Genomic DNA, 13,069 nt, shown 5'->3' on the forward strand with positions numbered 1-13,069 from the left:
CAGGAAAGTGTTTTTGAAAAATTCTTCCGGGTAGAAGAAACAGCCATTCAGTTTCAGGGCCTTGGAATAGGTCTGTATATTTCTGCCGAGATCATCAGAAGGCATGGTGGTCAGGTAGGTGTAAATAGTAAATTAGGAGAAGGGTCAGAGTTTTATTTCACCATTCCATTAGACCCTCATCCCCAAAACAATTCGTAAAATTCTATGCAAAAAACTTTAAAAAAGAATCTCCGTGTCGGACTTGGCCTCTCTTTAATTGTTCTGTTTATTAGTTCCCTAGCTTCTTATGTAAGTATTACCAACCTGATCAGGAGTTCTTCTCTGGTTGCAGAGAGCAACGAAGTATTGTCAACATTAGACAGTGTCATCTCTAATGTAAAAGATGCTGAAACAGGTCAGCGTGGCTATTTACTTACAGGGGAGAAAGATTTCTTAGGACCCTATACCGGCTCCAGAGAAAGTGCCCTTTCTTTATTAGACGAACTTCAGCAAAAGACTAAAGACAACGAATTTCATCAGAAAAGTCTGGCCAGGATGAAAATGATTTTACAGGAGCGCCTTAATATCCTCGACAAAACCATCGAGGTGAAGAGTAAAGGTGGTACTGTTGGAGTTGGTGAATTAGTGAGGGGTAAGGCTTACATGGATGAAGCCAGATCTCTGGTCAGAGCCATGAAAATGGAAGAAAACCAGCGATTAAATAAAGAGACTTCGGATTTAAATCAACTTGCCAGTTTTACGCCTTTATTGATTGTATTGGCCGCTTTACTGGCCATATTAATCACAGTTTTCTTTTACCGGAAAGTATCTTCGGATATTGATGCGCGTGCCCAGTTACAGCAGGCACTGGCTGATAAAAACAAGGAAATTGACGAGCGGTTGCAGGTTATCAAAGAACTAGCTGCACAAATATCAAGTGGAAATTACAGCATCAGGTTAAAACAAGAGCAAACAGATAGTCTTGGCAGTGTTGCTGGTTACCTGAACGCCATGGCAGAGTCTCTGCAATATTCATTTGGTTTATTAGCCGATAAAGAATGGCTGCAGGGAAGTATTGCTGGTTTGAACGACCGTATGGCGGGGGAGAAAAGTGTTTCTGAACTGGCCACAGATGTGCTCAATTATAACATAGAACGGTTGAACTGTCAGGTGGGTGCATTTTATCTGCTTGAAAATAAGGATTTGGTATTAACCTCAAGTTTTGCGCTTAACGAAGAGGTTTCAAAAGCTGCAATTCCTTTAGGCAAAGGTATCGTTGGGCAGGCTGCTGAATCAGGGAAGACCATTATGTTAAACGAGATTCCAGATGGAGAGATGACCATTAGCTATGGTCTAGGAGAAACAAAACCAAGTCATGTAGTTGTTTTACCGATTAAGCGCGACCGGATGTTATTGGGTGTGTTGGAACTGGGTTCTCTAAGCACTATTACGCCATTACAATTGGATTACCTGGAGCAGATATCTTCCAACGTAGGTATTGCGATCCATGTTTCACAAAATCGCAAACGTCTGCAGGATTTCCTTGAAGAAACCCAGGCGCAAACAGAAGAGCTCCAGGCGCAGCAAACAGAATTGGAAGGTTTAAATTCAGAGCTGGAAGCACAGACACAAAAAATACAAACTTCAGAAGAGGAATTACGTGTGCAGCAGGAAGAGTTGCTGCAAAGCAACCAGGAACTGGAAGAGCGCACCAGTTTATTGGAAGAAAGAAACCAGATGATCCAGGAGCGAAACCTTGAAATACAGGAAAAAGCACACCAACTGGAGCAAAGCACTAAGTATAAATCAGAGTTTCTGGCCAACATGTCGCATGAATTGCGTACCCCTTTAAACTCTATATTATTGCTTTCTAAGCTGATGTCCGAAAATGCCACCTTGGATAAAGAATATATTGAATATGCTGAGGTGATACAAAGTTCTGGACAGGGCTTGTTAGGGTTAATAGATGAGATCCTTGATCTTTCTAAAATAGAAGCGGGCAAAATGAAACTTGAGTTCGATGATGTGAGCCTGGAAGAGGTAGCCACAGATATGAATTCGTTGTTCCTGCCACTTGCTAAAAATAAAAAACTCCAATTGGTGGTCCATGTGGATCCCGATTTACCTGTAATCCGCACAGATAAGATGCGTTTAGAACAGATCCTTAAAAACCTGTTGTCTAATGCCATTAAATTTACCGCGCAAGGACAGGTGGCCCTTGACATTAAACAGGACAAGGCTAATAAATCGGTATTATTTAAAGTGACGGATACGGGTATTGGAATACCTTCTGATAAACAAGCACTTATCTTTGAGGCCTTTCAGCAGGCCGATGGTTCAACCAGACGTAGTTATGGTGGAACAGGCTTAGGCCTGTCGATTAGCAGAGAACTGGCTAAACTTTTAGGTGGTGTCATTGAACTGCATAGTGAAGAAAATAAAGGCAGTGAGTTTACTTTTGTCTTGTCACTGGATCCTGAAAAAGTTGCCTTGCAATCTGAATCCATTCTAAGTCCGCAAGCTCCTGCATCGCTTAATGGGAGTACGGCACATGTGATTCAAGAGCGATACCTGGTCGATAAAATACCCATGGACATTGAAGACGACCGGGATAACATTCTGCCAGGCGACAAGGTGATCCTCATCATTGAAGATGATACCCCATTTGCTAAAACTTTATTGAACTTTACGCGAAAACGTAATTATAAAGGCATTGTGGCGGTAAGGGGAGATGTAGGTATAGAAATGGCTAATCACTTCCTTCCAGTAGCCATCCTGCTTGATATTCAACTACCGGTTAAAGACGGCTGGCAGGTGATGGATGAGCTAAAGTCTAACCCACGTACACGACCAATACCGGTGCACATGATGTCGTCGCTGGAAATGAAAAAAGAAAGTCTTTTAAAAGGTGCCGTCGATTTCATTAACAAGCCAGTGGCGCTTGAACAAATGAAGCAAATTTTCAAAAAGCTTGAACATGCCTTAAGCCGACACCCGAAAAAAGTTCTGATTGTTGAAGAAAATAAACAACATGCTGAAGCGCTTAGTTACTTTTTAAGTAACTACAATATTCAAACCCAGGTGGTCAACTCAGTTGCTGATAGTTTAGGGGCCCTGCAGAAACAGGAAGTAGATTGTGTAATCCTCGATATGGGCGTGCCTGATAAAAACGCTTATGAAACGCTGGAAACGATTAAGAAGAGTGATGGTTTAGAAAACTTACCGATCATTATTTTTACTGGAAAGAACCTTTCTAAAGGAGAAGAAACTCGAATTAAACAATATGCTGATTCCATTGTTGTTAAAACAGCACATTCCTACCAGAGGATATTGGATGAGGCAGGGCTGTTTTTACACTTGGTTGAAGAAAAGGCTACCGACAAGCCAACGAAGCCAAATTCAGATAAGTTGGGCGGTTTATACGAGGTGTTAAACAACAAAACAGTACTCATAGCTGATGATGACGTGCGTAACATCTTTTCTTTAACGAAAGCCTTGGAACAGCACCAGATGAAAGTGCTGGCTGCTACCGACGGCAAAGAGGCGCTGCAGGTACTTAAAGATAATCCAACAATCGATATCGTTTTGATGGATATGATGATGCCGGAAATGGATGGGTATGAGAGCACCAAGCAGATCAGAATGATCCCTCAATTTAAAAACATTCCCATTTTAGCTGTAACAGCTAAAGCAATGATGGGCGATAGGGAAAAATGTATTGCGGCAGGGGCTTCTGATTATATCTCAAAACCGGTAGATATCGATCAATTGGTTTCATTGCTCCGGGTGTGGTTATATGATAAAGTTTAAAAAGAATTTCTTGTTTATTTATGGCGAGTAGTAAAAAAATATTAATTATTGACGATGATAACCGCAATATCTTTGCGTTAACAGCAGTATTAAAAGCAAAAGGTTACCAGTGTCTCTCGGCGTTGTTTGCCGAAGAAGGACTTCAACTAATATCTGAACACCCTGAAATAGCCGTTGTATTAATGGATATGATGATGCCTGGTATGGACGGTTATGAGGCAATTGCCAGAATGAAGTCATCACCGGAACTTAAAGATATACCAGTAATTGCCGTAACAGCACAAGCAATGGTTGGCGACAAAGAACGGTGCATCAATGCAGGTGCAATTGGTTATATATCAAAACCAGTTAATGTAGACAACCTGGTTAAATTAATCTCACAATATATTTAACGCACTTTGGAACTGTCGGCAATTAGTGATGAGCAAGTAGAAATTTTGCTGTCAGATCTTCTGGAGAATTATGGATATGACTTTACTGGTTATTCCAGGGCATCCTTAAAACGTAGGGTGGTCCGGTTATATACCTTAGATAAGATTACTGGGTTTACAGAGTTTCGCTATAAAATAAACAATGACCCAGTATACTTTAAACGATTTGTGGAGCAAATCACCGTCAACGTTACTGAAATGTTTCGTGATCCTGGTTTTTTTAAGACCCTGCGTAATGTGGTATTACCCAGACTGGGCACCTATCCTTTAATTAGAATATGGCTTGCGGGTTGTTCTACCGGCGAAGAGGCTTATTCGGTTTCTATCCTGTTAAAAGAGCTTAATCTGCTTCATAAGTCCCTGATTTATGCTACAGATTTGAATCCTAAAGTATTGGAGAAGGCCAGTCAGGGCATGTTCCCACTTACCAATATGAAACAATATTCAGAGAATTATATTGCGTCTGGTGGACAGCAGGACTTCTCCAGCTATTACACCGCTAAATATTCTCTTGCTAAGTTCGATAACGAACTGCGCAGTAAGATTATATTTTCTACTCACAACTTGGTATCTGATCATTCCTTTAATGAGTTTCAGCTCATTCTTTGCCGAAATGTACTCATCTATTTCGATCGCGATTTACAACATAAAGTGTTGGAACTTTTTAATAACAGCCTGGAAGACCTGGGTTACCTTGGTTTAGGAACAAAGGAAACTATCGATTTTTCTAATATAGCCAGTAAATTCAAACGGTTAGATCACGAGAAAATTTGGCGTAAAGTTAATTAGATGTTAAGATGGAAAACTGTGAAGCATTAATAATTGGGGGATCGGCAGGCAGCCTTGATGTACTGTTGAAATTGTTACCCAACCTGCATAATGATCTTTCTTTCCCAATTTTAATTGTCGTTCACCGGAAAAATGGTGCTGATTCCTTACTTCCTGAGCTATTGTCTAGCAAAACAGGCCTTATCGTAAAAGAGGCTGAAGAAAAGGAACCCTTACTGCCAGGAAGGATATATGTTGCCCCTTCGGATTACCATGTTTTAGTAGAGCTCGATCATACGATTTCGCTTGACTACTCCGAAAAAATCAATTACTCAAGGCCTGCTATAGACGCAAGTTTTCAAACGGCTGCCGAAGTATATAGGGACCATTTGGCCTGTATTTTACTATCGGGATCCAATGCCGATGGTGTTGAGGGCTTGAATTATGTGAAACAATGGGGAGGGCTCGTGGTGATACAAAATCCTGATACTGCGCAAGTTGCATACATGCCAGCCCAGGCTAAACTACATGTAAAAATAGACCATATTTTAAATGCAGAAGATATGGGAGAATTTATAAATTTGTTGTCCCAATCTAAACACCATGGCACCGCTTAAAAAAGTCTTTATTTTTGATGACAATACCGATATCCTAGAACTATGTACCATTATTCTGGAAGATGCGGGTTATGAAATTAAAACTTCCTCTACTTCTAATGATATTATAAGTCAGGTGAATGCATACACACCAGATATTATCTTTATGGATAATTGGTTACCTGATGTTGGTGGCATCGACGCAACAAAAGCACTAAAAGGTGATGATGTCTTGAAACACATCCCCGTAATCTATTTCTCTGCCAACAACGACGTAGCATCGCTGGCAGAGCAGGCTGGTGCAGATGGTTACCTATCTAAACCTTTTGATATTGCAGATCTGGAAGACATCGTAAATAAGCACCTGGTATAAATTGGCGTTTATTTAACGCCCAATACATCCACACCCTGTTCAAATACTATATCTACCGGGATACCCATTTTACTTAAACGGTCAAGGTCTTGCTGTAATTGAGCCGGAATGATTGCTTGTTCTTTCTGTAGTTTTACTACAGCATCATAATCGCCATTTCCCTGAAGAGTAATAATCAGTTTGCTCAGTTCGTTCATGGCAACCGCAAATTTGTCGTAGTCTACTTTGTAAGTACCGGCCGCTGTCCTGATAAAGGCTCCTTTTTCCTTAAAGAAATTAAAACATTGCATGTTGGCTTTTCCGTGCGCACTTGATGCCCCGAAACGCACCGATCTAAGGATGCCGGCCATATAAGTTGTGTAATAATCTTTTAAGTCGCCACTTAACTCCCCTTTTTTATACAGGTCCGTTACCATATAAAGCCCTAAAACATCTGCTTTACCTTCTTCTAACCAAGAATATTGGTCTTTCAGTGCTTCTTTAACAAAACCTTTACCTGTAACTGTTTTTTTGATGCCCAACCCATGTGCTACTTCATGGAACATTACATTGGAGAAAAAGGCATCAAACTTGATATACTTCTGTTGGTCTTTGTCGATAAGTTCGTTTGCAATAGGCACCAGAATCTTGTCGAATTTCGCCTGCATGGCGTTTTTCAGTTGCGACCGGCGGGTACCTTTTTTCTGTTGGATCAGTTCGTCGTTGGGTAAGTTAACGGCAATGGTCTTAGATCCGGCATTACAATCTCCGGCATAATAAATTACATCATAGGCGTTAAGTTCACTATCAGTACCCGGAGATTCAGCTTTATATTTATTAGGCACAGGAAGTCCTTTTTGAAGGGCAGGAAGCATTGTTACATACTTAGCCAGACGTTTGCTCCACACTTTGTCTTTTACGAGTACGTAGGCCTCATATGAAGTTTTAGCATTAAACAATTTATCCTCATAGTTCTCAATCGGACCAATAATAATGTCCAGGGTGTTGGTTTTCATATCCAGCCAGGCAATGTCGCTGGCCGTGAAGTTGTCTGTAACCAGGGCCTCAGAACGCAGGTCAAGGTACTTTTTAAATTGGGGATCTTCAGCCAGTAATGCAGCCTCTTTAAGTAAGCTGGAGGCTTTATGTAGTTCTGTAGCGAAAAGGACGTGGTAGGGTATTGAAATCAGTTTTCCGGTTGAATCCTTTCTTACCACGGCATAAGGGTTGAATTTATCTTTTAGCGAAGACTTTTCAATGGCTTCCTTGCTCATCCCTTCCGGATAAAAAGTAGCACCCGGAGGTTTAGGCCCTACACCCAAAACGAAAGGTTTATCTCCATTCAAGCGGTCCCAGGGGCCATAATTTATTCTGATAAAAGATTTCACCTTGTCATCATTAATCACCTCCATCAAGCTGTCGCGTTGTGGGTAGGCCTGTTTCCAGAATAACTCGTCCATAATTTGGGCTGCCTGCATGAGAATAGGAATAATTTTCCGCTCATTTGGCGTCAGGTCATTCAGGTTCGTGGTTAATTTTACGGGGGCATATATCCCAATTCGCTGATTTACATAATTTTCTAAGCTGGTTTTTGATGGCAGGGTGTCTCCGGTACTTTGTGCTGTCTTCTCCTGGTTGTTTGAGCAAGAAGCCAGACCTGCAAGTAGGGCGCCACCCATCAAAAGTCGCGCAGCTTTATATATGTTTTTCATCAGTAATTGTTTTCTATTATAGTATTGGAGCTATCTGTATATATTTATCGGTACAAACTTAGGGCCTTCTGTTGGGATGAATGCAACAAAATAGTAAAAATTGGTTAAATTCACATCACATTTACAATATGATGAGACTAAGAAAAACAACCCAAACATTTTTACTGTATGGCAGCGTGCTTGCGTTTACACTCAGTTCCTGTTCTACAAACAAATATGCGGCCACCGATAAGATTTACAAAAAGCAGGCAGACGGCTTTGCCGCCATTATAAAGTCAATGCCCCCGGTAAATCAAAGAATTGATTCGCTGGCTGAAAACCAGCAGTCTTTTGTAGGGACTGTAAATTTCGGTATTCGTAAGCCTAATTTTGTGATTCTACACCATACCGCACAGAATTCCTTAGACCAAACGATTAAAACTTTTACTTTAGCCAGAACACAGGTGAGTGCGCATTACGTGGTCTCACGCGATGGCAGGGTAGTGCAGATGCTTAACGATTACTTAAGGGCAAATCACGCCGGTGTTGGTCGCTGGGGTAACGATACGGACCTGAACTCATCATCGATCGGTATTGAGCTGGATAACAATGGCAGTGAGCCATGGCCAGATGCCCAGATTAATAGCCTTATTGCATTGCTGGGAACATTAAAGAAAAAATACAACATCCCTACGGCTAACTTTATCGCACACTCTGATATTGCACCCAGACGTAAACCTGATCCAAGTAATTTTCCATGGAAAGTGATTGCTAAAAAAGGGTATGGTTTATGGTATGATGATGTGTTAACCATGCCACCTGCCGATTTTAATGCAGAACAGGCCCTCCGCATTATTGGGTACGATATCAGTGATTTAAGCGCAGCCATCATTGCCTTTAAGCGGCACTTTGTGCAAATTGATATCACGCCAACGCTTACTCCGGCAGATAAGTTAATCCTATATAATCTTTACTTTAAATACAGGTAGGGGAAAAGCACAAACAAAAAGGCCTTCCGGTTAAGGAAGGCCTTTTTTACTTTATGCTATTTTTTTGCTTTAGCCCAGGCATCTTTTAGGCCAACCGTGCGATTGAAAATCAGATGTTCAGGTGTAGAATCAGTATCCAGGCAATAGTACCCTTTACGTATAAACTGGTAACGTTCCTCCTTTGAGGCATTGGCTAACCAAGGCTCTATATAGGCGTTTTTAATTACTTCAATACTATTTGGATTCAGATAGTCTTTAAAATCACCTTCTTCACTGTCAGGAGATTCCACGCTAAATAAGCGGTCGTAACTTCTTATTTCAGCAGTTTTTGCATGTTCCTTGCTCACCCAGTGGATAGTGCCTTTCACATTAACACCACTGGTATCCTCACCACTTTTTGAGTCAGGAAGGTAAGTACAGTGAATTTCAGTCACGTTGCCATTCTCGTCTTTAACAAAATCCTCGCATTTTACAATGTAAGCATGCTTTAAACGAACCATAGCTCCTGGTGCCAAACGAAACCATTTTTTCGCAGGAACTTCCATAAAGTCTTCACGTTCAATCCATAATTCATTACTAAAAGGGATTTCCCGGTTTCCACCTTTATCTTCTGCTTCCGGATTATTCTCCCCAATCAGGATTTCTGTTTGTCCAGCTGGATAATTTGTAATCACCATTTTAATTGGATCCAATACAGCCATTACCCGGTTAGCAGTTTTGTTCAGGTGTTCCCTTACACAAAACTCCAATAAACTTAATTCAATCAGGTTTTCTCGTTTGGCTACCCCAATGCGTTCGCAAAACTCCCTGATACTCTCAGGTGTGTAACCACGGCGTCTCAAACCGCTGATGGTTGGCATGCGCGGATCGTCCCATGAACTGACTATGCCTTCATTAACCAGTTGCAATAGTTTCCGTTTACTCATTACGGTATACGTAAGGTTTAAACGTGCCATTTCATACTGTTTCGAAGGAAATATCTCTAATTTCTCTATAAACCAGTCATATAATTCCCGGTGAGAAACGTACTCTAATGTACAAATGGAGTGGGTAATCTCTTCAATACTATCACTTTGGCCATGCGCAAAATCATACATCGGGTAAATGCACCATTTGTTTCCCGTACGGTGGTGCTCAGCATGTTTAATTCGGTAAATTATCGGGTCCCGCATGAGCATATTCGGACTGTTCATGTCAATTTTCGCGCGTAAAATACAGGCTCCGTCCTCAAATTCGCCATTTTTCATGCGATTAAAGAGATCCAGATTTTCTTCAATGCTGCGGTTGCGGTATGGGCTATCCTTACCGGGTGTTGTAGGTGTACCTTTTAATGTAGCAATTTCTTCGGCAGTACTGTGGTCTACATAAGCCAGCCCTTTATTAATCAGCTTTACAGCAAAATCAAATAAGGTATCGAAATAATCAGAAGTATATAATTCGTTTTTCCACTCAAAACCAAGCCATTTGATATCTTCCTGCTGGCTGTCAACGTATTCTGTTTTTTCTGTCACCGGATTGGTGTCATCAAATCTTAGGTTGGTATAGCCACCATATTTCTGGGTTAATCCAAAGTTAAGGCAGATTGCTTTCGCGTGTCCGATATGGAGGTATCCGTTGGGTTCGGGTGGAAAACGTGTAACTAAAGTTTTATATTTCCCGCTTTTTAAATCGTTTTCAATGATCTCCTCAATAAAGTTCAATGATTTTTCCTCACTCATAAAAACTGTAAATTTAGGCTTCAAAGTTAACATAAAACCGCTAATTTACTTACTTTTACTCACTACAATTACCATATTTATGAGCAAAACATTAAACAGACCTATCCGTGTTTTAGTGGCCAAAGTAGGACTAGATGGACATGACCGGGGGGCAAAGGTAATCGCTACTTCACTACGCGATGCGGGCATGGAAGTGATCTATACCGGATTACGTCAAACACCAGAAATGGTGGTCAACACTGCGCTGCAGGAAGATGTTGACGCAATTGGCATTTCTATACTGTCGGGAGCTCATATGACAGTTTTTCCAAAGATTATTGAAGTGATGAAAGAAAAAGGCCTTGATAATGTATTGTTAACCGGTGGTGGCATTATTCCTGATGGAGATATGGTAAAATTGAAGGAAATGGGCGTAGGTGAATTGTTTGCACCTGGAACAACCATGGTATCTATTGTAGACTATATCAAAAACTGGGTAACTGAACATAGAAATTATTAAGCATGACGTATAACAACCTTTTATCCGAAATTAAAAGCCAAGTATTGCACCTGACGATTAACCGCGAGTCGAAGCTCAATGCTTTGAACAAGGAAACGCTTGCCGAACTGGCTGATGCCATTGCTTTTGCCGCATCAAACAAGGAAGTGCGCGGTGTTTTGTTGACAGGTGCCGGTGAAAAAGCTTTTGTGGCCGGAGCAGATATCTCCGAATTCTCCAGCTTTAATGCCCAGCAAGGTGAACAACTGGCTGTTAACGGGCAGGCTACTGTCTTTGACGCCATAGAGAACTGTCCTAAGCCTGTAATTGCCGCCATCAATGGTTTTGCATTGGGTGGCGGTCTGGAGCTTGCAATGGCATGCCATATCCGTATCGCCGCAACTGGCGTTAAACTTGGATTACCGGAAGTAAGCCTGGGGTTAATTCCGGGGTACGGAGGAACACAGCGCCTTACCCGCCTGGTTGGAAAGGGCCATGCAATTGAAATCATTGCTACTGCAGATATGATTACCGCAGAGCGGGCTGCTGCGATAGGCTTAGTAAACCATGTGGTGCCTAAAGACGAATTACTGTCTAAAGCATTAGATATCCTGGAAAAGATCAAAACCAGAGCGCCTTTAGCAATTGAAAATGCGATCATGGCAGTTAACGCGGCTACCGACCCTCAACAAAATGGTTTTGAAGTGGAAATCAGTGCCTTTGGAAATTGTTTCCATACAGAAGATTTTAAAGAAGGGGTGGCTGCCTTTCTTGAAAAAAGGAAACCCGTATTTACCGGTAAATAAATAGTACAGCTTATTGGCAGAATTATTGAATATAGTAAGCCAGAACTAACTTTCTCACATGTCAATATTTTCCTATAAACAACGCAATAACATCACTTTAGTGATTATTGTTGCTTTAGGCTGCCTCATTGTTTACTCCCTGCAAGGGATTTTTGGCTCTATATTAAGTACACTGGTGTTGTATACCATCCTTCGCCCGGGCTATTTATACCTGGTTGAGGTAAAAAAGTGGAACCCCCGTGTGTCGGCCGTCCTTCTGTTGCTTGCCTCTGTAGTGGTCATTGTTTTGCCTTTCTACGGATTGAGCAATATGGTGATCGCTAAAATTACCGAGTTACAAAGTGATCCAACATATTATAAGAATCTATTGCTCAAAATTAAACACTTAATACCTGTTGGTGGCGAAATTCAGAGTATGGTTGAAGAAGGACTAAAAAAAGTAGGCGCCTGGGCAACAGAGCTGTTTCCTTCATTGATATCCGGTGCATTTAACATTGTTTTAGGTTTGTTGCTCATGTATTTCCTGCTCTACTTCATGTTGGTGGACCACGAGACCTTTGAAACCGCATTGGTTAAATACGCGCCACTTCGAGAACAGAATGCCCTTCGTTTTGCAGAGGAAATGCGAAATACCACTTATGCCAATGTAGTAGGACAGGGATTTATCAGCCTGGTGCAGGGATCGTTGGTCAGCATATCTTTTTACCTTTTTGGCTATACCGATCCACTGTTTTGGGGTGTAATTACCACCTTTGTCAGTTTTGTGCCAATATTAGGGCCACCGATTATTTTTGTGCCAGCCGCCTTGCTTCAGATTGCAAATGGTAATGCTGTGGCTGGTTATGGCATGTTAGCCATCGGATTTGTCGTTATTATTAATATTGATAATGTCCTCCGATTTATTATTGCCAAAAAAGTTGGTAACATTCATCCCATCATCACCGTAATTGGCGTAGTTATTGGTATACCATTATTTGGAATATTAGGCTTAGTGTTCGGTCCATTGCTTTTGTCTTACTTCATTTTATTGATCCGAATCTATGAAACAAGCGCTTTAGCGTCGGAAAGATTAGAAAGAATTAAAACAATTCCTGCGGAGGAAGAGTTGTAGTACCAAGCGCATTATTCCATATCCTATTGTTTAATGTTTTATTAAAAATCTAAAAGTTATGAACGACAATTCAAAAGTATTAATTGGGTTATTAGCAGGTTTAGCTGCAGGAGCAGCCTTGGGTTTATTGTTAGCACCAGAAAAAGGAACGGATACCCGCGACAGGTTAAGTCAGTCTTTAAAAGATCTTGGCGATTCTATCAAAGACAAAGCTGCAGATGAAATTAACAACCTTGCTAATTTAAAAGATAAAGTAGTAAGCTCAGTTAAAAGCAAAATAAACCACGAAGCAGATGCCTATGCTGATGAAACGGAACACGCATAATTAATGCTTAAAATA

At 41.1% G+C, this 13,069-nt stretch carries 13 protein-coding genes; 11 read left to right on the forward strand and 2 right to left on the reverse strand.

What is annotated here, in order from left to right; translation table 11 throughout:
• The 6 genes from ACR2F3_RS14340 to ACR2F3_RS14365 all read left to right on the forward strand — a co-directional run.
• Positions 1-198: ATP-binding protein (locus ACR2F3_RS14340; protein WP_432710665.1), on the forward strand; the 198-nt coding region annotated here is incomplete at its 5' end.
• Between the two features lie 6 nt (positions 199-204).
• Positions 205-3,789, forward strand: coding sequence for a response regulator (locus ACR2F3_RS14345; RefSeq protein WP_432710666.1), 3,585 nt, complete (start codon positions 205-207; stop codon positions 3,787-3,789).
• Positions 3,790-3,809: 20 nt separating this feature from the next.
• Complete coding sequence (locus ACR2F3_RS14350; RefSeq protein WP_432710667.1) at positions 3,810-4,181, forward strand: response regulator; 372 nt, start codon at positions 3,810-3,812, stop codon at positions 4,179-4,181.
• Between the two features lie 6 nt (positions 4,182-4,187).
• Positions 4,188-5,009 carry a CheR family methyltransferase gene (locus tag ACR2F3_RS14355; protein WP_432710668.1) on the forward strand — a complete coding sequence of 274 codons (822 nt, stop codon included), beginning with the start codon at positions 4,188-4,190 and terminating at the stop codon, positions 5,007-5,009.
• Positions 5,010-5,017: 8 nt separating this feature from the next.
• A complete protein-coding gene (locus tag ACR2F3_RS14360) occupies positions 5,018-5,605 on the forward strand; it encodes a chemotaxis protein CheB (RefSeq protein WP_432710669.1) in 588 nt (195 codons plus the stop codon).
• A complete protein-coding gene (locus ACR2F3_RS14365) occupies positions 5,592-5,957 on the forward strand; it encodes a response regulator (protein WP_432710670.1) in 366 nt (121 codons plus the stop codon). Before ACR2F3_RS14360 ends, ACR2F3_RS14365 begins: the two co-directional genes overlap by 14 nt.
• A gap of 8 nt (positions 5,958-5,965) precedes the next feature.
• Here the strand turns inward: ACR2F3_RS14365 and ACR2F3_RS14370 are convergent, their stop codons facing one another.
• Complete coding sequence (locus ACR2F3_RS14370; protein ID WP_432710671.1) at positions 5,966-7,648, reverse strand: dipeptidyl-peptidase 3 family protein; 1,683 nt, start codon at positions 7,646-7,648, stop codon at positions 5,966-5,968.
• A gap of 128 nt (positions 7,649-7,776) precedes the next feature.
• Here ACR2F3_RS14370 and ACR2F3_RS14375 point away from each other — a divergent pair, with 128 nt between their 5' ends.
• Complete coding sequence (locus tag ACR2F3_RS14375) at positions 7,777-8,616, forward strand: N-acetylmuramoyl-L-alanine amidase (RefSeq protein ID WP_432710672.1); 840 nt, start codon at positions 7,777-7,779, stop codon at positions 8,614-8,616.
• Positions 8,617-8,672: 56 nt separating this feature from the next.
• Here the strand turns inward: ACR2F3_RS14375 and ACR2F3_RS14380 are convergent, their stop codons facing one another.
• Entirely contained in the window at positions 8,673-10,334 is a 1,662-nt protein-coding gene (locus ACR2F3_RS14380; protein ID WP_432710673.1) for a glutamine--tRNA ligase/YqeY domain fusion protein, read from the reverse strand.
• Positions 10,335-10,413: 79 nt separating this feature from the next.
• Between ACR2F3_RS14380 and ACR2F3_RS14385 the strand changes: the two genes are divergently transcribed.
• The 4 genes from ACR2F3_RS14385 to ACR2F3_RS14400 are packed head-to-tail and all read left to right on the forward strand — an operon-like array spanning position 10,414 to position 13,054.
• Positions 10,414-10,833: a cobalamin B12-binding domain-containing protein gene (locus tag ACR2F3_RS14385; protein WP_432710674.1), complete on the forward strand. Its 420-nt coding sequence runs from the start codon at positions 10,414-10,416 to the stop codon at positions 10,831-10,833.
• 2 nt (positions 10,834-10,835) lie between these two features.
• On the forward strand, positions 10,836-11,618 hold the full coding sequence (locus ACR2F3_RS14390; RefSeq protein ID WP_432710675.1) for an enoyl-CoA hydratase/isomerase family protein: 783 nt from the start codon (positions 10,836-10,838) through the stop codon (positions 11,616-11,618).
• Positions 11,619-11,676: 58 nt separating this feature from the next.
• A complete protein-coding gene (locus tag ACR2F3_RS14395; RefSeq protein WP_432710676.1) occupies positions 11,677-12,729 on the forward strand; it encodes an AI-2E family transporter in 1,053 nt (350 codons plus the stop codon).
• 58 nt (positions 12,730-12,787) lie between these two features.
• The gene (locus ACR2F3_RS14400; RefSeq protein ID WP_432710677.1) at positions 12,788-13,054 is read left to right on the forward strand and encodes a YtxH domain-containing protein; all 267 of its coding nucleotides are present in this window, start codon (positions 12,788-12,790) and stop codon (positions 13,052-13,054) included.
• Positions 13,055-13,069: the final 15 nt, after the last annotated feature.

It is taken from the genome of Pedobacter sp., from assembly GCF_045627485.1.
Taxonomy (GTDB): Bacteria; Bacteroidota; Bacteroidia; order Sphingobacteriales; family Sphingobacteriaceae; genus Pedobacter.

What these genes read in the sequence shown, in the direction of transcription:
- ACR2F3_RS14345 (WP_432710666.1), top strand. Translation starts at nt 205, where the DNA reads ATGCAAAAAACTTTAAAAAAGAATCTCCGTGTCGGACTTGGCCTCTCT.
- ACR2F3_RS14350 (WP_432710667.1), top strand. Translation starts at nt 3,810, where the DNA reads ATGGCGAGTAGTAAAAAAATATTAATTATTGACGATGATAACCGCAAT.
- ACR2F3_RS14360 (WP_432710669.1), top strand. Translation starts at nt 5,018, where the DNA reads ATGGAAAACTGTGAAGCATTAATAATTGGGGGATCGGCAGGCAGCCTT.
- ACR2F3_RS14365 (WP_432710670.1), top strand. Translation starts at nt 5,592, where the DNA reads ATGGCACCGCTTAAAAAAGTCTTTATTTTTGATGACAATACCGATATC.
- ACR2F3_RS14370 (WP_432710671.1), bottom strand. Translation starts at nt 7,648, where the DNA reads ATGAAAAACATATATAAAGCTGCGCGACTTTTGATGGGTGGCGCCCTA.
- ACR2F3_RS14375 (WP_432710672.1), top strand. Translation starts at nt 7,777, where the DNA reads ATGATGAGACTAAGAAAAACAACCCAAACATTTTTACTGTATGGCAGC.
- ACR2F3_RS14380 (WP_432710673.1), bottom strand. Translation starts at nt 10,334, where the DNA reads ATGAGTGAGGAAAAATCATTGAACTTTATTGAGGAGATCATTGAAAAC.
- ACR2F3_RS14385 (WP_432710674.1), top strand. Translation starts at nt 10,414, where the DNA reads ATGAGCAAAACATTAAACAGACCTATCCGTGTTTTAGTGGCCAAAGTA.
- ACR2F3_RS14390 (WP_432710675.1), top strand. Translation starts at nt 10,836, where the DNA reads ATGACGTATAACAACCTTTTATCCGAAATTAAAAGCCAAGTATTGCAC.
- ACR2F3_RS14395 (WP_432710676.1), top strand. Translation starts at nt 11,677, where the DNA reads ATGTCAATATTTTCCTATAAACAACGCAATAACATCACTTTAGTGATT.
- ACR2F3_RS14400 (WP_432710677.1), top strand. Translation starts at nt 12,788, where the DNA reads ATGAACGACAATTCAAAAGTATTAATTGGGTTATTAGCAGGTTTAGCT.